Source organism: Streptomyces sp. ISL-36 (assembly GCF_018614205.1).
Lineage (GTDB): Bacteria > Actinomycetota > Actinomycetes > Streptomycetales > Streptomycetaceae > Streptomyces.
This window is the reverse complement of record NZ_JAGGOS010000126.1, coordinates 1-22,375: the sequence shown is the minus strand read 5'-3', so window position 1 is coordinate 22,375 and position 22,375 is coordinate 1. Positions and strand designations below refer to the sequence as shown.

Genomic DNA, 22,375 nt, shown 5'->3' with positions numbered 1-22,375 from the left:
CTCCAACACGGGCAACTCGGCGAGCGTCGGTGTGAAGATGCCGGTCTCGCTGTCGACCACCTGGTTCAACCAGGTCGCCGGCGGAGCCGCCAACTACGGTCTCGCGATGACCGCGCCGACCAACGACGCGCTGCACTGGAAGAAGTTCCACTCGGACAACTCGGCGACCGCCGGCTTCCGCCCGGCCCTGGACCTGACCTATACGACCGGCACGGCGCCGCAGGTCAATGCCCAGTACCCGTCGGAGAACTTCCAGGCCAACACCCTCCAGCCGGAGCTGCTCGTCTACGCGAGCGACGCCGACAAGGGTCCGAGCGCGCTGTCGTACACCTTCGAGGTCTACGACGCCGCGAGCACGAGCACGACTCCGGTCGTCGCGTCCGGCGCGGTGACGAAGCCCAACTGGAAGATTCCAGCCGGAAAACTGAAGTGGAGCAAGAACTACGTCTGGTACGTAGGTGTCAGCGATGGTGCTGAAGAGGTGGTCGATTCCAGCCGCTTCACGACCGCTGTGCCGCAGCCGCCGGTGACCTCGGGTCTGTCGATGAACACCGACGGCCACGAGTTCGACCCGTCGGACGGCAACTACACCACCGAGGACACCGACGCGGACGTGGAGGTGGTCGGTCCGTCTCTGGAGATCGACCGCTCCTACAACAGTCTCGACCCGCGGATCGACGGTGCTTTCGGTGCGGGTTGGTCGACGATCGCCGACATGAAGGCGACGGAGGTCAAGGACGGCGCGGGTACGGTCACGAGTGTGGTCATCACCTACCCGGGTGGTGAGCAGGTCGCGTTCGGCCGTAACACCGACGGTACGTTCGTGCCGCCGCTGGGCCGCTACGCGCGTCTGGCGCCGGCGGTTTCTCCGGTGGTGGGGTATCTGCTGACGGACAAGGACTTCACGGAGTACGGCCTCACGCAGGCCACCGCGAAGGCCGGTACGTACGCGATCAAGACGATCAAGGATTTCGCCGGTCGTACCGAGTCGTTCACGTACGACACGAACAAGCGGCTGACGAAGATCACCAACGAGACCTCGAAGAGGTCTCTCACCCTCGCCTGGTCGCAGCCGACCGGCGCCACGACCTGGCATGTCCAGACGGTGGCGACCGACCCGTCGACCGTGGGCGATGCGGCCACGGCGCAGACGTGGCAGTACGGCTACACCGGTGATCAGCTGACGAAGGTGTGTCCGCCGGCGGACTGGACGAAGTGCACGACGTACACGTACGCCACCGGCAACCACTACCGCACCACCGTCCTGGACGCCGACCCGTTCGCCTACTGGCGCCTCGGTGAGACGTCGGGGACGGTGGCGGCGGATGCGATCGACGCGAACCAGGGTCAGTACAACGGCACGTTCAAGAACGTGACGCTGGGCAGTGCTTCGGTGCTGGCCGGCTCCACGCAGAAGACGGCGACGTTCAACGGCACCACGTCGTATGTGGAGATGCCGAGTGCGCCGGGTGCGACGCCGTCGTACACGTCGGTGTCGCTGTGGTTCAAGACGACCACGGCCGGCGGTGTGCTGTTCTACTACGGTGACAAGCCGCTGAGCGACCCGAACCCGGTCGCGAACACGACGAAGAACACTCCTGCGGTGTATGTCGGTATGGACGGCAAGCTGCGGGGTTGTCTGGCGATGTCGCCGGGCTGTATGTCGACGATCACGTCGGCTGCGACCGTCACGGACGGTCAGTGGCACAACGCGGTCCTGACGGGTATGGCGAACACCCAGACCCTGTACCTGGACGGTGTCTCGCAGGGTTCCCTGGCGGGCACGATCAATGACTGGGTGCAGCCCTACATCAGCCTGGGTGCGGGTGTGAACACCGACGGCTGGCCGTCGATGAACCCCAACGACCAGCTGGGGCACTTCACGGGTCAGATGGCCGAGGTGGCCATCTTCTCCGAGCCGCTCGCCCAGGATGTGATCTCCGCGCAGTACCAGGCCGCGAAGCGGTCCGCGGGTCTGCTGAAGACGATCACCACTCCGAACGGCAAGACGCAGGCCTCGGTCGTCTACGGCACCACCGACGACCTGGTCCTGCAGGCCACCGACGGCAACGGCGGTACGTGGAAGCTCAACCCGGCCACGATCACCGGCTCCTCGCAGGTCTACCGCTCGGCGGTGATGGGCAGCGCGCCGGCCGGTTACTGGCGTCTGGACGACACCCAGGCTGCGGCGCAGGCCGCGAACCAGGTCAACACCGGTTTCGGTACGTACAACAACGTCATCCAGGGCACGGAGGGTCCCTTCGGCGCGGATGACGTGACCGCGGCGACGTTCGACGGGTCCAGCTCCTTCGTGGAGATCCCCTACGGTCCGCTGCACGCCAAGGCCGACCGGTCGGTCGAGCTGTGGTTCAAGACCGCCGAGCCCGGCGTGCTCATGAGCGACCAGAGCGTCGCTCCGAACAACGCCGGTGGAGTCACCGGCAGCTACTCGCCGCTGCTGTATGTCGCGGCGGACGGAAAGCTGCGCGGTCACTGGTGGAGCGCCACGGGCTCGGGTACGACCGCCTTCGGCTCGACGGCTGTTGTCAGTGACGACAAGTGGCACCACGCGGTCCTGTCCGCGGCCGGTACCACGCAGAGCCTGTACGTCGACGGTGTCAAGCAGGGCACCTACACCGGCGCGGCCAACGACCAGTCCACCAGCCGCACCTTCGTCGGTGCGGGCTTCACCAAGGGCTGGTACAGCTCACCTTCCGACGTCAGCTACTTCACCGGCTCCATCGCCGAGGTCGCGGTCCACGCCAAGGGCCTGACCGACGCCGACGTCGCGGCCCACTGGTCCGCCTACAAGGCGTCCTCCGGTGTCGCGCCGGTGCGTACGGTCAAGCTGACCGATCCGAGCAACAAGACGCTGACCTATGTGTACGACGCGGAGATGGGCAACCGTCTGCTTGCCGCGATCGACACCGAGGGCAAGCGGACCACCTACGGCTACGACACGGGTGGCTTCCTGCACACCGTGACCGACGCCAACGGCAACCGTTCCATCACCGGCCACGACGTCCGGGGCAACGCGGTCTCCCAGACCACCTGCCAGGACACCAAGGCCAACAAGTGCTCCACGGAGTACTTCACGTACTTCCCGGACGCGACCACTGTGTTGCCGCCGATGGACCTGCGCAACGATCTCGTGCTCACCGAGCGCGACGGCCGTTCCTCGGGCCCCACGGACAACACCTACCTGACGTCGTACTCGTACGACACGGCGGGCAACCTCCTGTCGGTGACAACGCCGCCGGTGCCCGGCCACCCCAATGGCCGGACCGCATCGACGACGTACACCACCACCGCCACCGTGGCGGCGGAGGGCGGCACCGCGAAGGCGCCGGCCGGTCTGGTCGCCCAGACCGTCACCGCCGGCGGCAAGAAGACGTCGCACATCTACTACGCCAACGGTGACCTCGCCGAGATCACCGACGCCAACGGCGCCAAGGTGAAGTACACGTACGACAACCTCGGTCGCCAGATCACCAAGACCGAGATATCCGACGCCCATCCGGCCGGTCTCGTCACGTCCCAGACCTACGACAAGAACGACCAGGTCATCACCGAGACGGCGCCACAGGTCACCAACCGGGTCACGGGCGCCGTCCACCGCGCCGGCACCACCACGGCGTTCGACGCGGACGGCAATGTCGTCTCGCAGACGGTCGCCGACCTGACGGGCGGGGATGCGGCGCGCACGACGTCGATGACGTACGACGCGTTCAACCAGCTGGCGACCAGGACGGACCCGGGCGGCGACACCACCTCGTTCGAGTACGACGTCTACGGCAACGAGACGAAGGAGACCGACGCCGCGGGCAACGTCACCAGGTCCGTCTTCGACGCCGAGAAGCGTCTGCTCAGCACCAGTCTGCTGAACTACATCGGCGACCCGAACAACCCGTCGGCGCCGACGACCCTGGTCCAGGAGTCGCGGGCGTACGACCCGGCGGGCCGCCTGGCGTCGATCACCGACGCGATGGGCTGGGTCACGGCGTACACCTACACCGACGACGGCCTGTCGGCCACCGTGGCCCGCAAGGACCCGCAGTCCGGCAAGTCCTTCACGGAGCAGGCCAACACCTACGACGCGGCCGGCAACCTGATCGAGCAGGTCACCAACGACGGCCAGACGCGTATGACCTTCACGGTGGACGCGGCCGACCGTATGACCAGCTCGGTCCTGGACCCGAACGGGCTGGCCCGGACGACGAAGGTGTCCTACGACCCGGACGACCACGTGGTGTCCGAGACGGAGACCGACCCGGCGACCGGTGACATCAGCACGTCGGACAATCTGTACGACAACCTGGGCAACCTGACCGGTACGACGGTCCACGACGGCACCACGGCCCCGGTGGCGCGCTACAAGCTGGACGAGACGACCGGCTACGGCCTGGCCGACTCCTCCGGCGGCAACAACACCGGTACCCACGGCACCGGAATGCACTGGAGCACCGACCGGAGCGGCAGCGCCGTCTTCGACGGTGACACCAACTCCTACGCGCAGACGTCGGGGCCGGCCGTGAACACCGCGGGCAGCTTCACCGTCGCGACGTGGGTGCGGCTGGACGACAAGACCGCGAACCACTCCTTCCTGGCTCAGGACGGCACGGTCGGCAACACCTTCCAGCTGTACTACTCCACCACCTACGGCTGGACCTTCAACCGTCCGGCCACGGACACCGCCGGTCCGACCCTGACCCGGGTCTCGTCCGGCACCGCGGCGGTGACGGCCGGAACCTGGACCCACCTGACCGGTGTCTACGACGCGGCGGCGGGCAAGATCCGTCTCTATGTCAACGGTTCGCTGATCCAGGAGGCCGCGTACACCTCTCCCTGGGAGGGGACCGGCCCGCTGCAGATCGGCCGCCGCAAGGCGAGCGGTGCCTACGCCGAGTACCACAAGGGTGCCCTCGACGACATCCAGGTCTACGGTGAGGCGCTGACCGCGGCGCAGGTCTCCGCGGTCAAGGGCGGCACGCTCCCGGCAGCGGGCAGCTCCGTCCGCTCCACCACCTCGAAGCTGGACCAGCGCGGCCTCGCCCTCTCGACGACCGACGAGAACGGCAACGTCACCGACTACGGCTACGACGAGGCCGGCCAGCAGACCTCCGTCACCGAGCCGGCCGTCAACGCGGAGCAGAACGGCGGGACCCCGGTCTCCATCCGTCCTGTGTCCATGACCGGTTACAACACCTTCGGTGAGACGACCGAGACGTCCGACACGCTCGGCAACGTGACGGTCATGGCGTACGACGCCGAGGGCCAGGAGACCTCGACGAGACTGCCGGACTACACGCCCCAGGGCGGTACGACGATCCAGGCCACGTCCTGGAACGAGTACAACCGTCTCGGCCAGCTCTCGGCGGAGGTCGACACGCTCGGCAACCGCACCACGTACACGTACACGCAGCTCGGGGACCTGGCCTCGGTCACCGAGCCCGACGGTGGTGTCACGACGTACACCTACTCCACCAATGGCGACCAGCTCTCGGCCACCCGGCCGAACGGCGCGCGCCAGGAGGGCACCTGGGACTACCTGGGCAATCAGCTCACCGTCACGGACATCGTCCGCCAGCCGACGCAGCGCGCGTACACGGTGATCAACGAGTACACCGCTCCGGGCGGCGAGCTCGCGCGGACCCTGAGCGCCACGGGTATTCCGGAGTCGTACAAGTACAACGCCGTGGGCGAGACCATCGAGGTCACCGACGCCGTCGGCAACGCCACCCGGTTCACCTACGACATGGACGGCCAGGTCCTCACGTCGACGGACGCCGACGGCACCAGCACCAAGAACACGTACGACGGCTTCGGCCAGCTCGTCGCCACCAGCGACCTGGACGCGTCGGGCGCGGTGCTGCGCACCATGAGCTCCACCTACGACCGGGCCGGCAACGCGACCTCGGTGACCGACTTCCGGGGCCACACCACCACGCTCACGACGGACGCGTCCGGCGCGATCACGAAGGCGGTGCAGCCCGTCTCGGCGACCGAGTCGATCACGACCACGTTCGGCTACGACGCGGCGGGCAACCGCACGCGCTTCACCGACGGCCGGGGCAACCCGTTCCTCACCACCTACAACACCTGGGGGCTTCCCGAGTCCGAGATCGAGCCGTCCACCCCGGCCCACCCCGCCCTGGCCGACCGCACCTTCACCACGGTGTACGACGGGGCCGGGCGTGCGAAGGAGTACCGCTCGCCCGGCGGTGTGACCGTCACCAACGAGTACGACGTGGAGAACCGGCTCGTCCGGCAGACGGGCTCGGGCGCGGAGGCGTCCACGGTCGACCACACGTACGAGTACAACAACGACGACCGTCTGACGGCCGTCGCGGGTGCGGGTACCGAGAAGAACACGTTCACCTACGATGACCGCGGACTGCTGCTCTCCACGGCGGGTCCGTCGGGTGCCTCGTCCTTCAGCTACAACGGTGACGGCTTCGCCACCTCGCGCAGCGACGCCTCCGGTACGTCCACCTACGGGTACGACACGGCCGGCCGGCTGAAGACGGTCAACGACGGGGCGACCGGCTCCGCGATGACCTACAGCTACGACGTCACCAACAAGGTCACGCAGATCGAGTACGGCGCGGGGAAGTCCAAGCGGAACTTCTCGTACGACGCGCTGGAGAGAATGACGAACGACAAGCTGACCTCGCCCACCGGCAAGGTGCTCTCTTCGACCACCTACGGCTGGGACGAGAACGGCAACGAGACGTCGAAGACGACGACCGGTGTCGCGGGTGCGTCCACCAACACGTACACCTACGACTGGGCCAACCGCCTGTCCTCCTGGAACAACGGGACCACGACGGAGGCCTACGGCTACGACGGGTCCGGCAACCGGACCCGGGTGGGGGCGAGCACGTACACCTACGACGCCCGCAACCGGCTCACGAGTGACGGTCGCACGACGTACCTGTACACGGCGCGGGGCACGATGAGCCAGGCCACCGATCAGAGTGGCCTCACCACCGCGGTCAAGGCCGACGCCTTCAACCGAGTGATGAGTGAGGGCAAGCGGACCTACGCGTACGACGGAGCGGACCGACTGCTGGAGTCCAAGGACGAGACGGGCGCTTCGCTCCACTCGTTCAAGTACAGCGGTCTCGGCAACGATGTGGCCTCGGACGGTGTGACGTCCTACAGCCGCAACGCCGACGGTTCTCTCGTGGGAGTGAAGACCTCGGCGTCCGCCGTGCTCGCCCTCACGGACCTGCACCACGACGTGGTGGCTCAGTTCACCGCCTCCGGTGAGGCGCTGTCCGGCTCGACGACGTACTCGCCGTTCGGCAAGGTCGTCCAGAGCTCCGGAATGCTCGGTGCCCTCGGCTACCAGTCGGGCTGGACCGACCCGGAGACCGCCAAGGTCAACATGGCCGCGCGCTGGTACTCGCCGGAGACCGGCCAGTTCAACAGTCGGGACACGGTGAGCCTTTCGCCGCTTCCGACGTCCGTGACCGCGAATCGCTACGCGTACGCGGATGCCAACCCGATGACGACCACCGACCCGACCGGTCACTGGCCGAGCTTCGTCGACAAGGCCTGGAAGAAGGTGAAGAAGAAGGTCAAGAAGACCGTCAAGTCGGGCTGGAAGAAGACCAAGTCTCTCGTCAAGCGCGGCGCGAAGGTCGTTCGCAAGGTGGCCGGCAGCATCAAGCGCGGGGTCAAGAGGGCGATCCGGAAGACAGTGAGGACGGTCCGCAAGACCGTTCGGTACGTGCGCGACAGCGTCAAGAGGATCAAGAGGTACGTCAAGCGGACCATCAAGCGCGTCAGGAAAGCCGTCGTCAGGGTCGTCAAACGCGTCAAGAACAAGGTTCGCCGATCCATCAACTCCGCCAGAAAGATGGTGAAGAGTTTCGTCAACAAGGCGAGGAGCATCAAGAGGGCCGTCAAGAAGATCGTCTCGGCGGGTATGAAGAAGGCCGTCGACAGGGTGAAGGAGGTCGGTGGCAAGCTCGTAGCCAGGGCATGGATCGCCGGTGTCCACGCCGTCTTCGACAACGCTGCGGACGGCGTCCTCGCCATGGAGCCGAAGATGCGGAAGGAACACCCCGAGCTGTTCGGAACCCCGAGTCAGCCGACAGGCTGGGACCTCGGATTCGAATGGGTCGCGGGTACGGGACCGAGTCACCGGGACTTCGACGGGGACGACAGGTTCACCCAGGAGCTGCAGAAGCACTATCACGTGCAGAGCACCCGGCAGAAGATCTCCGCCGACATCAATGACGGCTCGTACAGCGGAAAGTGGGAGAGCCACGCTCACCAGCTGGGCAAGAGCACCCCGGAAGGATCGTCGGCGTCGAAGCTGAAGCGCGACTTCACGACGAATTCCTCCGCGGCGTTCCTCGGCTCGTACAACCTCGAGTACCGGGTCGTCGGTGTGAACAAGGCGACGGGGAAGGCGACCGTCAAGTTCCGCGTCCACAACGAGAGCGACATCAACTCGGCCACGCACACCCACCCTGTCCTGGGCGGCTACAGCCCGTGGTGGGACAAGAACATCGCGGGGCCGCTCAACAAGGACTATGCGAAGGGAAGGTTCTCCACGAAGACTCAGGACATTTCGTGGACCGAGAACATCAGCATTCGCAATCCCAAGGCCCCTCGATAAGAGGGCGAACTGGCGTGCGGTAGGTTGAGTCGCGACCGCACGCCTTGCGCCGAAACGACTCTGTGAACAGCGGGCGGCTCTCCGGAATGCACCGGGAGCCGCCTGTGTCCAAGAACGAGATGAATCAAGAAGAACGTCGAGAGGTGTCAGTGTGAGTATCGGCAGCCGAGGGTTCGGCGCCGTTGGTGCGATTGCCGCGCTGCTGACCACGTCGGCTTGCGGTTTCTTCGGTTCCACCGGTCCCACGCCTCCGCCTCAGGTGACCGAGGAGCAGCTGGTCGGCCACTGGCGCGGCGACTGCGGGGCGACCATGGACGTGAGGGGGGACCACTCCTTCACGGTCAAGGATTTCGCCGTGGAGTTCAAAGGGGCGGGGACCGAGCCGCAACTGGTGTCGGGAGACGGCACATGGCGGCTCTCTCGCGCCATCGAGAACGTCCGTCCGCAGGAGCTCGTTCTCGACCTGAAGGACAGGATCCACCGGCTCCCGGTCGGCGGGGAGGGTGAGAACGTCGTGCTCGACCAGGTGGTCGGCGACCCCGACTACGCCTACGAATGCGCGTTCAAGGCCGAGCCGGCGACGTAGAGCCCTGCCGCCTCGCACACCCGGGCGCGCCCGACCGCGCAGAGCCCCGCCGAAATCCTTCGGCGGGGCTCTCCGGCGTTTCGGCCGGTGCCGATCTCGCCCGTGCAGCACTGTCTAAGGGCTGTCCCGTCATCCCTGGTGGATCAGCGCACGGCGTCAGATGCGGTGCATCGCAAGGCGGAGGGACGTCCTCATACTGGGTGTATTCGGGCGTTCCGGCAACGTAGCGAGGTGCCGTAGCTGTCGTCGTGCGCCCGCCAGGGATTACGGGACGGCCCTTAGGGCAGGGGGACGGCCCGCGCGGGTACGTCATGACTCTGGTGGCCACCGCTGGCCACCATGCGCACATGTCCCTGCTCGTCGATCTCGGCCTGCACGATGCCGGTCTCGTCGGCGTAGACGGGGTGCCCGCCCGCACCCTTGCGTTCCGTGCGGGAGACCACGATGGAGTCACCCGACACGGGAAAAGTCAGCTCGTAGCGTTCGACGCTTTCCATGCGGCTTTTATACCGATAACCAAGGCCGAGCTATGCATGTGCCAGAAGATTGTGCCCGGGCGAGTGGCGGAAACCGGTCATTCGGAGCCGAGCTCAGGCGCCGAAGACGCGCTGCCCGCCCACGTAGGTGGCCTCGACCCTCAGGGACGCGAGCTCCGACGGGGGAACGGAGTGCGGATCGCGGTCGAGCACGACCAGATCCGCCAGGTGTCCGGGGCGCAGCACGCCCGTGTCGTCGAGGCCGTTCACATAGGCGGAACCCGAGGTGTAGGCGGCGAGCGCGGTCGTCAGGTCGAGCCGCTGGCGGGGGAGGAAGGACGGCAGGTCGCCGCCGGGAACGATCCGGTTCACGGCGACGTGGACGCCCTCCAGCGGGTCCGCGGAACTGACGGGCCAGTCGCTGCCCGCGGCCAGTCGGGCCCCGGCGCGGTGGAGGTCGCCGAAGGGATACTGCCGTGCCGCGAGGCCCTCACCCAGGAACGGGCTGGTCAGTTCGTCGAGTTGGGGCTCATGGGCCGCCCAGAGCGGCTGCAGGTTGGCGACCGCTTCCAGGCGCGCGAAGCGCGGTACGTCGTCGGGGTGGACGACCTGGAGGTGGGCGAGGTGGTGGCGGTTGCCGCGCGGGCCGTTGGCGTGGCGCGCGGCCTCGACCGCGTCGAGCGCCTCGCGGACGGCCCGGTCGCCCAGCGCGTGGAAGTGGACCTGGAAGTCGAGGGCGTCGAGCGCCGTGACGTACCCGCGCAGCGCCTCGGGGTCGACGAAGCTGAGGCCGCTGTTGGCGGTCGCGCAGCCGCACCCGTCCTTGTAAGGGGCGGTCATGGCCGCGGTGCCGTTCTCGGCGATGCCGTCCTGCATGATCTTGACGGTATCGGCCCGGAACCGTCCCGACCGCAACGCCTTGCGGCGCTCGACCAGCTGCGGGATCTGCTCGGCGCCTGCCTCCCTGTCCCACCAGAGGGAGCCGACGACCCGGGCCGTCAGCAGCCCGCGCTCGGCCGCCGCCAGGTACGCGGAGGAGACGTCGGGGTGGCCGCCGTACTCGCCGAGCAGGGCGTCCTGCCAGGCGGTGATCCCGTACGAGTGCAGCAGCCGCTGGGCGCGGAGCAGGCCGTTGACGAGATCCTCCTCGGTGGGACGCGGGGCGGCGCGCCCGACGAGTTCCACCGCGCCCTCCTGGAGCATGCCCGACGGGGTGCCGTCGGCTTCACGCTCGATGCGCCCGTCGGCCGGATCGGGGGTCGCGGCGGTCACGCCCGCCAGTTCCAGGGCCCGGGTGTTGACCCAGGCGCCGTGGTGGTCGCGGTTGGCGAGCAGGACGGGGCGGTCGGGTACGAGTGCGTCGAGCATCTGCCGGGTCGGCAGGCCGCCGGGGAAGCTCTCCATCGACCAGCCGCCGCCGGTGATCCAGGACCGTTCGGGATGGGCGGCGGCGTAGGACGCGATGCGCCTGCGGTACTCGGCCGGGTCCGTCGTGCCGGTCAGGTCGCAGGCGCCCAGTTCCAGACCGCCGAACACGGAGTGGACGTGCGCGTCCTGGAAGCCGGGCAGCAGCGCCCGGCCCGCCAGGTCGACCACCTCGGTGCCGGGACCGATCAGTTCGCGCACCTCCTCGCCACCGACCGCGGTGATCCGCTCCCCGGTCACGGCCAGGTCCGTGGCGCCGGCGTCCGAGGGGTCCATGGTGATCACGGAGCCGGAGGTGAAGACGGTGTCTGCGGGGTTCATCGGAGCTGCTCCTCGGGGGCGTGGTCCTGGCGGGACAGGGGTGGGGTCGTCGGTGGAGGGGTGGTGGGCCGGTCGGCGGTGGGACGGTCGGTGCCGGGGCGGGCTGGAAGGGGCGTTTCACGGTGTGCGCCGGTCGCGGTCGAAGTAGGCGGCCCGGCGGCCGTACTTGGCCCACAGGGCGGCCGGGACGCCGCCGACGAGGATGACCACCGGAACGAGGGTCAGGAAGCGGCCGTTGTCCGCCGCGAAGGCGAAGTGCTCGGAGGAGGTCCACAGGCTGAAGACCATGTAGCAGCCGAGGCCGAGCAGGGCCAGCCCGCACACCACCGGCACCAGCACCGTGACCAGGAGCATGCGCGGATCGCGCCGTGCCTCCGGCGCGAAGGTGATCGCGCAGGCCAGCGCGGCGAAGGCGTAGTAGAGCGAGATGAGGATGCCGACGGAGGTCACCGCCCCGACGATGATGTCCTGCAGGCTGCCCAGGCCGGCCGAGAGCAGGGCCAGCGCCGCCGCCAGCGCGGCGATGCGCAGCGTCGACAGATGCGGCGTGCGCCGCCGGGGATGCAGCGCAGCCCAGCCGGCGCCGAGCACACCGTCCCGGCTCATCGCGAGAGTCTGGCGCGCCGATCCGATCAGAACGGACTGCACGCACGCGACGATGGAGCACAGCAGGACGACGGTGGTCACCGCGCGTCCGAAGGGGCCGGCCGCCAGCTCCCCGAGATAGGGCAGGCCCCGCTCCCCGTTGCTCACCAGCTCCTCGGGGGTCAGAGCGCGCTGGAAGGCGACGGAAGCGAAGAGGAACAGGCCCGCGACCGCCGCGAGCGACCACATGCCGGCCCGCGCCGAGGTGCGCGCATCGGCGTTCTCCTCGGTCACCGAGAAAGCGGTCTCCCACCCCCAGTACATGAACACCGCCAGCAGGATGCCCATCGCCATCACGGAGGGCGAGGAGAAGACCGTGGGGGAGAACCAGGCCGGGTCGAAGGGGGCCGCGTCGCCGGCGACGACGGCCCACAGGCAGACCGCCAGGAGCACCACGAACTCCAGGACGATGAGGACGAGTTGGAAGCGAGCGGCGACCTCGATCCCGAGAATCGCCAGCGCGGTCAGCCCGGCGGCAAGAACCAGGCCCGCCGTCATCGTCGCGAGGACGGGGGCGTCGGCGAGGTGCACGCCGGCCACCCGGTGCAGCCCCGTCGCGTCCACCGCGAGGAGGGCGTACTGGCCCATCAGCGGGATGGCGTACGACAGGAACAGCACCTGCGTGACGACGGTGACCCAGCCGATCAGGTACCCCGGCATCGGCCCGACCGCCCTGCCGACCCACACGTACGCCGTGCCGCAGTTGGCCTCGCGCCGGTTCAGCTGGGTGTAGGCGAGCGCGATGCCGAGGATCGGCAGCAGGCCCAGGAGAAAGGCGGCCGGAATGCCCACGCCGACCGAGGCGCCGATGATCCCCAGGCCGACGCCGATGCTGAAGGTGGGGCTGATGTTCGACAGGGAGAGCACGACCCCGTCCAGGACGCCGAGCACCTTGGGCAGCGCCTCGGCGCCGGCGGCCGGGGGAGCGGTGGGGGCTGCGGCCGGGGCGGGAACGGAGCCGGGGGAGGGCGGCGGCGGGTGACCGGTCATGGGCTTCTCCTGGGACCTGGGAGGGCGGACGCGATGTGCCGGAGAGGTGCGACGGGCGGCAGCGTGGCAGGATCCCCGCCATGGAGTCAACAGCGATGACAACATTGTTGACTCGGGAAGGGCCGAGGAGACGCGACGCCGGAGCGGATCCGGCGCGTCTGACGGCACACGTCTGACGGCACGCGTCTGACGGCACAATGGAGCCGACCGGAGCGAAGGGGAGTGCGCAGTGGCGTCACGTACGGGGAAGCAGGCCGCGACAGCCGGCGGGAAAGGGGGCGCCGCGGGCCGTGCACGGCCGTCGCTCAGCCCCCGGCTGATCGTGGAGGCCTGCCTCGAACTGCTCGACGCCGAGGGGGCCGACTCCCTCACGTTCCGCCGTATCGGCGCTCAGCTGGGCGCGGATCCCACCGCCCTCTACCGCCATTTCCGCAACAAGGACGACCTGCTGCTCGCCGTGGCGGACCACCTGCTCGAGGAGAGCCTCGAAGGGTTCGAGCCGTCCGGTGACTGGCGCGAGACGCTGCGGACGCTCTTCACCCGTAACCGCAAGGTCTACCTCTCCCACCCGCGAGCCGCCGTCCTGGCCACGGTGCGCATCACGCGGCGCCCGGCCGAGATGCGGGTGATCGAGATGATCCTCGCCGCGCTGTCCGACGCCGGATTCCCGCCCGACGAGGCGGTACTTCACTACCGCGCCCTTGTCGACTTCATGCTGGCCTGGTCGTGCATGGAGGCCACGTATCTCGCGCTCGACCCGGGCGCACGGCACGGCGACGAGTCCGCCTGGAGCGGCGTGTACGCGGCGGTGTCCGCCGCCACCCATCCCCACATCGCGGCGGCGGCGCCGTATCTGGCGTCCGTGGAGGACGACGCCAACTTCCACTTCGCCCTGGACCTGATGCTGGACGCCATCGCCGCCCGCGTCCCCACGCCCGGCGGCTGAAGCGCTGCTCGAGCGCCCTTCAGTTCCGCCGCGACACCAGCGTGTAACGCCAGAACAGACGACGGCGCAGGCGGGCGCCGGGCTGCACGCGACGGGCCTCTCGCACGATGTCGGCGAAGCACATGGTCGCCGGCCGGGTCGCGGCCGTCATCGAGGCCGGCCAGGTCGCCGCTGCCCGACCCGGCGTCCAGGGCGGTCCCGAACCGTCTGGGCAGCTGCCGCAGGATCCACCGGTGGTAGTGGGCGTTGTGGTCCCACGGGTGGCGGGCGTGGAACCGGTCGAGGGCCCGCAGGACGCCGGGCAGCCATGACGTCATCATCCGAGTCCGTCGTCTTCGCCGTCGGCCGGCCGGGGCGGGGCGACGGCGCGGCCGTCGCGCGGACCGAAGACCTGGAGCGCGTCGGCGTCGGTCGCCCGCGCGCGAAGGAAGTAGTCGGCCCACTCGGCGATGTCCGGGTACGGGGAGTCCCGGGTGAGGCGGTCGATGGCTGCCTCGATGTCGAAGTGCGTGGTCCGCAGCTCGACACCGGGCCCCAGGAGCGCCCAATGGGCCCCCGTCCGCCCGTAGGGCATGCCGACGCTGCCGGGGTTGACGACGAGCCGGCCGTCGGCGAGGCGGACGTACGGCATATGAGTGTGCCCGAGGACCACCGTACGGATCTCGTCGTCGAGGCCGCCGAACACCTCGCGCCAGCGCTCGAGGCGGGAGTCGACCAGGACGACCTCCTCGTCGTCGCGAGGGGTGGCGTGACAGAACAGGACCTCTCCCATGCCGCGTACCGGCAGGGTGACCGATCGGGGCAGGCGCGCGAGCAGGTCGAGATGATCCGCGCGCAGCCGCTCGGCGGCCCAGGGGGCGATGACGTCCGGGATGGTGTCGCGAAGGCCGCGGCGGTACTCCAGGAGTTCGCGGTCGGCGTTCCCGCCGACCCAGATGACGCGCTCGCCGAGACCGGTCAACAGGTCGAGGACTTCGGCTGGTTGGGGACCGGCCGAGATGTCCCCGGTCAGGACGATACGGTCCGCGGCGCGCACCTCCGGTTCGTCGAGCACCGCCTCCAGGGCGGGCAGGACGGCGTGGATGTCGGACAGGACGGCTACACGGTTCGGCATGGTCCCCACTGTGGGCCGGGCCCGGACCGGCGGGGGCATGGTTCGCTCGCCGCGTAGCCGCGCCGGGGCGGCGCCCGTCCGCGGAGCCGGTCGGTGACTTCCGCCCCGTGCCTTGGGGTGTGTCCGTCCGGCGCGCGGGAAGCCGTGCCTCGTGGCGCACCTTGGAAGGGACGAGGGGCCGGGAGGGACGCGGGTACGCCCGCCCTCCCCGTCCCCCCGGCCCCCCGTGTTTCGGGAGGAGGAACCCATGGCGGAACGAGAGGCCGGAACGACGCCGGGCAGAGGCCTGGACCGAGGCCGCAGCGGGGGCGATGAGGGCCCCGGCGAGGCAGCGGACGCGCGGCGGGACGGGCGGAGGGAGACGGAGGACGAGCGGGCCGACCGGCGCTGGCAGGAACTCATCCAGGAGATACGGGTGGCGCAGACCGGCGTCCAGATCCTCCTCGGCTTCCTCCTGACGGTGGTGTTCACCCCCCACTTCCAAGGGCTGGAACAGACCGACAAGACGATCTACATCATCACCGTCGTCCTCGGCTCCCTCGCCACGGGCGCGCTCATCGGCCCGGTGGCCTTCCACCGGATCGTCTCGGGACGGCGGATCAAACCCCAGGCCGTCGTCTGGGCCTCCCGGCTCACCTTCACCGGCATCGTCCTGCTCCTGGCGACCCTGACGTCGGCGCTTTTCCTCATCCTGCGCGTGGCCACGCACGACACCTATGTGCCCTGGCTGGTCTCCGCGGTCCTCGCCTGGTACCTCATCTGCTGGTTCGCCCTGCCCCTCTGGGTCCGGTACCGCTACACCAGCGGCGACTGACGCCCGCGCCCGGCCGCTCGGCGGGCGTGTGCGAAGGTGGGGCGCGTGAGCACGAGTGAGAAGCCCGACCGCCTCGTCTTCGGCTGCATGGGCCTCGGCGGCGCATGGGACACGAGCCCCTACACGGCGGCCGACGTCGACGCGGCGGAGGCGGCCGTCGAGGCGGCCCTCGACAGCGGCATCACCGCCTTCGACCACGCCGACATCTACCGGCACGGAAAGTCGGAGGCGGTCTTCGGCGAGATCCTCGCCCGCTCGGCCGGACTGCGCGAACGGATCACCCTGCAGACCAAGTGCGGCATCCGGCTCGCCGAAGGCGACCGGCCCGGTCTCTACGACCTGCGCGGCGACACGGTCGTACGGAAGGTCGAGGAGAGCCTGACCCGGCTGCGCACCGACGTCCTGGACGTACTCCTCCTGCACCGCCCGGATCCGCTCGCCGACCCGGCCGACCTCGGCGCGGCCCTGACGTCGCTCCACCGCCAGGGGCTCGTCCGCCGTTTCGGCGTCTCCAATATGAACGCCGCCCAGATCGCCCGGCTCCAGGCCCACACCGAGCTCCCGCTCGTGGCCAACCAGCTGGAGATGAGCCTGTACCGGCGCGCCTGGCTCGAGGACGCCGTCCTCGTCAACACCCCGGAGTCGGCCGCCAACGGCTTCCCCGCCGGAACCGTCGAGCACTGCCTGGCCCACGGGATCTCGCTCCAGGCGTGGGGCTCGCTGGCGCAGGGGCGCTACACCGGGCTGCCGAAGACCCCGCAGGACAGGGCGACCGCCGCGCTCGTCGCCTCGCTCGCGCAGGCGAAGGGCACCACCCCGGAGACGATCGTGCTCTGGTGGCTGCGCCGCCACCCGGCTCGCGTGGTCCCGGTGATCGGCACGTCGAACCCCGCACGTATCCGCGCCTGCCGCGACGCGGCACTCGGCGAACCCGACCTGAGCCACGAGGAGTGGTACGAGCTGTGGGTGACGGCCCGCGGCGTCGCCCTCCCCTGAAGAACGCCTTGTCGGCGCCGGCCGCGGCGGTGTCAGGCTTGCAACCGGTAGCCAGGTACAGGTTTACCTTCGGAGGTGTCCCCGCTCGTACCGGGCGAGGGCCTGACGACGGGAGTGGTCACGATGACGACCTGGGTACCGGCTTCTTGCACGCTGCCCACCCCCGAGCGGCCGCTGCGGGTCGCGGAGTTCGACGCGCTGTTCGCCGAGCGGCTGGCCGGCTCGTCCCGGCCGGACCGGCTGAGGCTGGAGATGGCGTTCACCGGCGGGCCGGGCGTGGAGGGCAGGGTGCGCGACCTGGTGGCTCGCGAGAGCGGCTGCTGCTCGTTCTTCACCTTCACCGTCACCCCCGGCCCCGGGCAGGTCCGTCTCGACGTCGAGGTCGACGCTGCGCACGAGGCCGTACTCGCCGCCCTGCACGAGCGGGCGACCACGGCCGCCGCCGGACGGAACCTACCGTGAGCGGCAGCACTCTGCGCAGCGGCGAGGTCGCGGACGCGGCGGGGGTGACCCTGCAGACCCTGCGCTACTACGAGCGGCGCGGCCTGCTCGCCGAACCCGACCGCAGCCCCGGCGGCCACCGCCTCTACCGCGAGGACGCGGTCACCACGCTGCGGGTGATCAAGGCCGCCCAGCGGCTGGGGTTCACGCTGGCGGAGGTCGCCGAGCTCCTGGAGGCCGGCCGCCACCGGCACGGCCGCCCCGTGGCGGGTCTCCAGGAGCGGGCCGCGGTCAAGCTCGCCGAAGTCGACGCGAGGATCGCCGACCTGACCACCATCCGCACCGCCCTGACCGCCGCTGTCGACGCCGGCTGCGACGACCTGACCGTCTGCGTTTCCAGCGCCCGCTGCCCCATTCCCTTCGCGGACCTCGCCGGCGAGAGCCGCCATGCCGATCCCTGCTGCTGAGGTCGGCCCCCGCGTGCCGTAGGTGCTCGGGGCCGGTGAACGGCAGCACCGCGGGCGGTGACTCACGACTCCCACCGCGGCCCCGCCGCGTCCAGCGCGGAGAGAGTACGGTTCTGCGCCACATACGCGCTGTCGCCGTGCAGGACCGGGCCGAGGAGGGCGCCCTGTGCACGCCGGACCGGCCGGGCCGCACGACTGCACGCATCCTGCCAGGCGTTCACCGCGTACGGCAGCGGACAGGTCTCACCCTTTGCCCGCGCCCTGTCGTGCGAGCCCGGCAAGATCCGAAAGACACGCCCTGGCCCGGGCGGGCGGGGCTCAGTCCGTGAGGGGGCGGTAGACGGTCAGGGCCTCGGGCAGCTTGTCCAGCCGCAGTGACCGGGGGGCCGGGACCACCTCGCCGTCGTACGCCATGTGGGCGTCCTCGGGCAGACCAGTCACCCGCAGGGAGGTCGGACGGGCGGCCGCGTAGAGGCGGGTCCTGGCCAGCCCTCCGGCCAGCGCCGTGGCGAGCAGGCGCGTCCGGGCGAAACGGCCGCCGTGCGCGATCCGTACGTCCAGCATCCCGTCCGCCAGGTCGTGGCGCCGCAGCGGAGCGAGCCCCACGCTGCGGTAGGCGCCGTTGCCGGCGAACAGCAGCCACATGGACGCTCGCCTGCCGTTCACCTCGGCCCGCAGCGGCCGCGACGTCCGCAGGACGTGCGCCACGCCCAGCAGGGAGGCGAGGGGGCCGCCGACGCGGGGCGACCAGCGTTCCCGGAGCCGTACGAGCTCCGGGTAGACGCCAAGACTGAAGGTGTTCAGGAAGTACGCCTGTTCCCCGTCCGTCCCGCTGGTGATCCGGCCGACGTCGGTCCGCACCGCGTGTCCCTCGGCCAGCGCCCCACAGGCCTCGGCGACCGTGTCCATGCCCAGGTCCACCGAGAAGTGGTTGAACGTCCCACCGGGAACGACCAGGAGCGGCACCCCGTGCCGCAGAGCGGGGGCCACCGCCGCGTTCACGGTTCCGTCACCGCCGCAGACGCCCAGGACCCCGCCGTGGCCGGCCACCTCGGCCGCGACCTTCTCCAGCACCTCCGGCAGCGGACCGGCCTCCTCCTCGTACAGGACGACGTCGGCCCTGGGCAGCAGCGTGCGCAACTGCCGTACCGGATCCATGAGCTGCGACTGCGCGCCGGACGACGGGTTGACCACGACGACGAGGCCGTCGCCGTCGGGCCGGGCCGGCACCTCCACGCGTGGCCGGGCGGGGGTCGCGACCAGCGCCCGTGTCGGCGCCAGGCCGCGGACGGCGTACGCGGCGCCCACTCCGAGACCGGCGCCCACGAGGACGTCGCTCGGGTAGTGGACGCCGGTGTAGACGCGGGAGAAGGCGACGGAGGCGGCCACGGGAAGGACCGCCGCCCCCCAACCGCCCGACTCCAGCGCCACGCCCGCCGTGAACGCCGCGGCGGAGGCGGAGTGGCCGGAGGGGAAGGACGTCGTGAACGGCTGGTGCGGCAGCCTGCGGACGAGGGGGACGGTGTCGATCAGCGGACGATCCCGGCGCACGGCGCTCTTGGCCAGCGTGTTGACGGTGACCGACGCCAGGGCGAGGGAGGTCACGCCGCGTACCGCGGCGCGCCGCCCCTTCGGTCCGCCGAGCGCCCACAGACCGGCGGCGATCCCGAACCACAGGAGGCCGTGGTCGGCGCTGCGGCTGAGCCGCGGAAGGATCGGTTCCGCACCGGGCCACGACCGTCCCGCGACGTGTCCGAAGACCGTGCGGTCCCACGCTCCGAACGTCTTCCGTACGCGTCCTCTCGCGGCCTGGCCCATCACATCTCCTCGTCCTCGACGCCGGAGCCCGAACACTCGCCCGGCCAGCGCCAACGTACCCGGATCGGCCGGAACGACACGTGGACCCGGCCGCGTCCTGCGCCCGGTCCGGTTCGCGGCCGTGGCGGAAGGGGCCCGCCGCGGTCACTGATCGAGCGGTACGACCGCACGGATCGTCTTCCCCTCGGGCCGGACCGACACGGCCACCTCCCGGCACAGGTGCAGCACGATGGGCCATCCGAAGCCGCCGGGGACCAGTTCCTCGCGACGGCGGAGATCCGGAGGGTCGCTGCTGGCGTCGCTGACGACCACCGTCGCGGCGTCCCGCGCCAGGTCCAGGCCGAAGCCGGTGACACCGCCGCCGTGCCTCTGCGCGTTGGTCACCAACTCGGACACGACCAGCATCACGTCGTCCACCTGGGAGGGATCCACCGGCCGGATGCCCGCCAGCCGTCGCCGGGTGGCTTCCCGGGCCCGGGCGGACGTCCACTCGGTCCGGCCGTGGGCGGTAGAAGAAACGGGGGCGGTACGCGTCGGTGTGCGGGACGACCAGGCGTCACCCCGAGGCTGCATCATGATTTCCCTTTCTCCCGATATCAGATGATGTGCTCTCTGCTCGCCTTCCCCCGGTCGCCCGGCGGACACGCTGCGTATCCGGCCCGTCGACGAGAGGGTTGTGACCGGCGGGGACGGGGCACCCGGAGAGTCCGGCCCGAGGGGAGGGACCAGACATGAGCGGAGCTGGGTCACCCACAGCGGTGGCGAGAAGAGCGGCCCGTGGCGACGCGGTGCGGGCAGGCGCCCGCGCCGGCTTCGTGGCGCGGGGAGTGCTGTACCTGTTCGTCGGCGTGCTCGCCGTCCGCATCGGCGTGACGGGCGCGCACGAGCAGGCCGACCGGGGCGGGGCCCTGACCGAGGTCGCCGCCACGCCTTTCGGCGCCGTCCTCCTGTGGGCCCTCGGCGTGGGGCTCGCCGGCATGGCGCTCTGGCGGCTGACGGAGGCCGTGTTCGGCGCCGCCGGCCCGGACGGTGACAGCGCGGGCAAGCGCGCGCTGTCCGGCGTCCGGTTCGTCTTCTACGCCTTCGTGTCCTTCCTCGTGCTGTCCTTCGCGGCGGGCGCCAGGGGAAGCGGGGCGGGGTCGAGCGACCGGCAGAGCCAGGACGTCACCGGCCGCCTGCTCGGACTGCCGGGCGGACAGTGGTGGGTCGGCGCGGCAGCGGTCGGCATCCTCGTGGCGGGCCTGTGGATCGCGGGGCGCGCAGCCCTGCGGAAGTTCCGCAAGCACCTGAAGCGGGCCCGGATGTCGCGGAGTCAGCGTCTCTTCATGGACGTCACCGGAGTCGCCGGAGGCGTCTCCCGCGGCCTCGTCCTCGCCGCGGTCGGCTTCTTCGCCCTCAAGGCCGCGGTCCAGTTCGACCCGGCCGAGGCCAAGGGCATGGACGACGCGATCCGTTCGTTCGCGCAGGCCCCCGCGGGCCGGTGGCTCCTGATCGCCGTGGCGGCCGGACTCCTGTTGTTCGGGGCGTACTCCTTCGGACTCGCCAGATGGCGCAAGGTCTGACACTCGACGCCGGCCGAACCCGCCTCAGGCGGTCCGCTCCGGCCAACCGGGGGCGTACGTCTCACGGCGCGTCCGACGAACGCCCGGCGGCACGAACCATGACGCCCGACAGCTCGACGCGTGAACGGACCCCCAGCCTGGCGAAGACGTTCCGCAGATGGTGGTCGACCGTACGGGGACTGATGGACAGCCGGTCGGCGATCTCGCGATTGGTCGCGCCCTCGGCGGCGAGTGCCGCGATGCGCTGCTGCTGGGGCGTCAGGTCGTCCGGCGCCGCGGAGGCACGCGGCTTCCCCGCCGCCCCGCCGGTGGCGCGCAGTTCCGCCCGGGCCTCCGCGGCCCAGGTGTCCGCCGAGGCCCGCTCGAACGTGACGAGCGCATCGCTCAGCCGGACCCGAGCCTCCCGCGGGCGCCTGCGCCGACGCAGCCATTTGCCGTACGCGAGCAGCGTTCTGGCACGCTCGAAATCGTTGCCGGACTCCTCATGACGCCTCATGGCCTCGCCGTACCAGTGCGCCGATTCCTCCGGCTCCTTGAGCAGCGCCCGGCAGCGGGCCAGCTGAGCCGGCGCCTGCGGATCCATGCCCTGCGACGCCCATACGGCGAACTCCTCGCTGGCCGCCCGGGCTTCGGCCGACCGGCCGGCCGCGTGAGCCGCCTCGACGAAGCACGGCACGGCCAGCATGCGGAGCGCGAAATGTCCGCCGCGCGGGCCGGGCCGTACGAGAGGGGCGAGCCGCGCTGCGGCCTGGACGGCGAGGCCACGGCCGAGCTCCGCCCGGGCGAGCGCCCACTCGGCGAGCGTGGCCGCCTGGGCCAGTCCGTGCGCACGCGCGACCGTGAGCGCCCGACGCGCGTGCCTCTCCACGGACTCCGTGTCTCCCACGACCGAGGCGACCAGGGCGAGGACGGCGTGCTGATGGGCCGCCACATTGTGCTGGCCGGTGAGCTCCGCCACCCGCACCCCCTCGTGGGCGTGCGCCCCGGCCCGACCGTGGCGTCCGGCCCGCAGTTCGGCGTACGCGAGATGCTCCAGCACCCGGGGCAGCAGCGCCGTACGGCCCTCCGCGCGGACGCGGGCCAGAGCGCGGGCGTGGACGCGCGCCGCCGCGGCCGTGTCGCCGAGCACGAGTGCCGCCGAG

15 protein-coding genes and 1 pseudogene are annotated in these 22,375 nt (G+C 70.4%); 8 read left to right on the top strand and 8 right to left on the bottom strand.

Features of this window, described 5'->3' with window-relative positions:
- The first annotated feature begins 37 nt into the window (after nt 1-37).
- Nucleotides 38-8,632, top strand: coding sequence for a LamG-like jellyroll fold domain-containing protein (locus J7E93_RS29285; RefSeq protein ID WP_251067262.1), 8,595 nt, complete (start codon nt 38-40; stop codon nt 8,630-8,632).
- A gap of 151 nt (nt 8,633-8,783) precedes the next feature.
- Entirely contained in the window at nt 8,784-9,218 is a 435-nt protein-coding gene (locus J7E93_RS29280; RefSeq protein ID WP_215073018.1) for a hypothetical protein, read from the top strand.
- Nucleotides 9,219-9,496: 278 nt separating this feature from the next.
- On the opposite strand, the gene J7E93_RS29275 is transcribed toward J7E93_RS29280, so the two are convergent.
- From J7E93_RS29275 to J7E93_RS29265, 3 genes are all read right to left on the bottom strand, one after another.
- The gene (locus J7E93_RS29275) at nt 9,497-9,715 is read right to left on the bottom strand and encodes a DUF6296 family protein (protein ID WP_215073017.1); all 219 of its coding nucleotides are present in this window, start codon (nt 9,713-9,715) and stop codon (nt 9,497-9,499) included.
- 93 nt (nt 9,716-9,808) lie between these two features.
- The gene (locus tag J7E93_RS29270; protein ID WP_215073016.1) at nt 9,809-11,440 is read right to left on the bottom strand and encodes an amidohydrolase; all 1,632 of its coding nucleotides are present in this window, start codon (nt 11,438-11,440) and stop codon (nt 9,809-9,811) included.
- A gap of 117 nt (nt 11,441-11,557) precedes the next feature.
- The gene (locus J7E93_RS29265) at nt 11,558-13,075 is read right to left on the bottom strand and encodes an APC family permease (RefSeq protein WP_215073015.1); all 1,518 of its coding nucleotides are present in this window, start codon (nt 13,073-13,075) and stop codon (nt 11,558-11,560) included.
- 229 nt (nt 13,076-13,304) lie between these two features.
- Here J7E93_RS29265 and J7E93_RS29260 point away from each other — a divergent pair, with 229 nt between their 5' ends.
- Nucleotides 13,305-14,021: a TetR/AcrR family transcriptional regulator gene (locus J7E93_RS29260; RefSeq protein ID WP_215073014.1), complete on the top strand. Its 717-nt coding sequence runs from the start codon at nt 13,305-13,307 to the stop codon at nt 14,019-14,021.
- Between the two features lie 19 nt (nt 14,022-14,040).
- Here the strand turns inward: J7E93_RS29260 and J7E93_RS37510 are convergent.
- Nucleotides 14,041-14,338 (bottom strand): annotated as a pseudogene (locus J7E93_RS37510) (hypothetical protein).
- A complete protein-coding gene (locus J7E93_RS29250; protein WP_215073012.1) occupies nt 14,338-15,135 on the bottom strand; it encodes a metallophosphoesterase in 798 nt (265 codons plus the stop codon). The pseudogene J7E93_RS37510 and the gene J7E93_RS29250 overlap by 1 nt, the downstream one beginning before the upstream one ends.
- A gap of 247 nt (nt 15,136-15,382) precedes the next feature.
- On the opposite strand from J7E93_RS29250, the gene J7E93_RS29245 reads away from it, so the two are divergent.
- The 4 genes from J7E93_RS29245 to J7E93_RS29230 all read left to right on the top strand — a co-directional run bounded on the left by J7E93_RS29245 (nt 15,383) and on the right by J7E93_RS29230 (nt 17,853).
- A complete protein-coding gene (locus tag J7E93_RS29245) occupies nt 15,383-15,949 on the top strand; it encodes a DUF6328 family protein (protein WP_251067261.1) in 567 nt (188 codons plus the stop codon).
- Nucleotides 15,950-15,994: 45 nt separating this feature from the next.
- On the top strand, nt 15,995-16,945 hold the full coding sequence (locus J7E93_RS29240) for an aldo/keto reductase (RefSeq protein WP_308368829.1): 951 nt from the start codon (nt 15,995-15,997) through the stop codon (nt 16,943-16,945).
- Nucleotides 16,946-17,068: 123 nt separating this feature from the next.
- Nucleotides 17,069-17,407, top strand: coding sequence for a hypothetical protein (locus tag J7E93_RS29235; RefSeq protein WP_215073011.1), 339 nt, complete (start codon nt 17,069-17,071; stop codon nt 17,405-17,407).
- Entirely contained in the window at nt 17,404-17,853 is a 450-nt protein-coding gene (locus J7E93_RS29230) for a MerR family transcriptional regulator (RefSeq protein ID WP_215073010.1), read from the top strand. Before J7E93_RS29235 ends, J7E93_RS29230 begins: the two co-directional genes overlap by 4 nt.
- Nucleotides 17,854-18,171: 318 nt before the next feature.
- Here the strand turns inward: J7E93_RS29230 and J7E93_RS29225 are convergent, their stop codons facing one another.
- Both J7E93_RS29225 and J7E93_RS29220 read right to left on the bottom strand, forming a co-directional pair.
- A complete protein-coding gene (locus J7E93_RS29225) occupies nt 18,172-19,671 on the bottom strand; it encodes a bifunctional phosphatase PAP2/diacylglycerol kinase family protein (RefSeq protein ID WP_215073009.1) in 1,500 nt (499 codons plus the stop codon).
- Between the two features lie 144 nt (nt 19,672-19,815).
- Nucleotides 19,816-20,247, bottom strand: a complete 432-nt coding sequence (locus J7E93_RS29220; protein ID WP_215073008.1) for an ATP-binding protein — start codon at nt 20,245-20,247, stop codon at nt 19,816-19,818.
- 155 nt (nt 20,248-20,402) lie between these two features.
- Between J7E93_RS29220 and J7E93_RS29215 the strand changes: the two genes are divergently transcribed.
- On the top strand, nt 20,403-21,233 hold the full coding sequence (locus tag J7E93_RS29215) for a DUF1206 domain-containing protein (RefSeq protein ID WP_215073007.1): 831 nt from the start codon (nt 20,403-20,405) through the stop codon (nt 21,231-21,233).
- Between the two features lie 61 nt (nt 21,234-21,294).
- Here the strand turns inward: J7E93_RS29215 and J7E93_RS29210 are convergent.
- Nucleotides 21,295-22,375, bottom strand: a 1,081-nt coding sequence (locus J7E93_RS29210) for a helix-turn-helix transcriptional regulator (protein WP_215073006.1), incomplete at its 5' end; no start/stop codon positions are given.

Bases quoted from the DNA above. Each gene is read 5' to 3' on its own strand.
- J7E93_RS29215 (WP_215073007.1), top strand. From the start codon at position 20,403: ATGAGCGGAGCTGGGTCACCCACAGCGGTGGCGAGAAGAGCGGCCCGT.
- J7E93_RS29220 (WP_215073008.1), bottom strand. From the start codon at position 20,247: ATGATGCAGCCTCGGGGTGACGCCTGGTCGTCCCGCACACCGACGCGT.
- J7E93_RS29285 (WP_251067262.1), top strand. From the start codon at position 38: ATGCCGGTCTCGCTGTCGACCACCTGGTTCAACCAGGTCGCCGGCGGA.
- J7E93_RS29235 (WP_215073011.1), top strand. From the start codon at position 17,069: ATGACGACCTGGGTACCGGCTTCTTGCACGCTGCCCACCCCCGAGCGG.
- J7E93_RS29225 (WP_215073009.1), bottom strand. From the start codon at position 19,671: ATGGGCCAGGCCGCGAGAGGACGCGTACGGAAGACGTTCGGAGCGTGG.
- J7E93_RS29270 (WP_215073016.1), bottom strand. From the start codon at position 11,440: ATGAACCCCGCAGACACCGTCTTCACCTCCGGCTCCGTGATCACCATG.
- J7E93_RS29275 (WP_215073017.1), bottom strand. From the start codon at position 9,715: ATGGAAAGCGTCGAACGCTACGAGCTGACTTTTCCCGTGTCGGGTGAC.
- J7E93_RS29265 (WP_215073015.1), bottom strand. From the start codon at position 13,075: ATGACCGGTCACCCGCCGCCGCCCTCCCCCGGCTCCGTTCCCGCCCCG.
- J7E93_RS29250 (WP_215073012.1), bottom strand. From the start codon at position 15,135: ATGCCGAACCGTGTAGCCGTCCTGTCCGACATCCACGCCGTCCTGCCC.
- J7E93_RS29245 (WP_251067261.1), top strand. From the start codon at position 15,383: ATGGCGGAACGAGAGGCCGGAACGACGCCGGGCAGAGGCCTGGACCGA.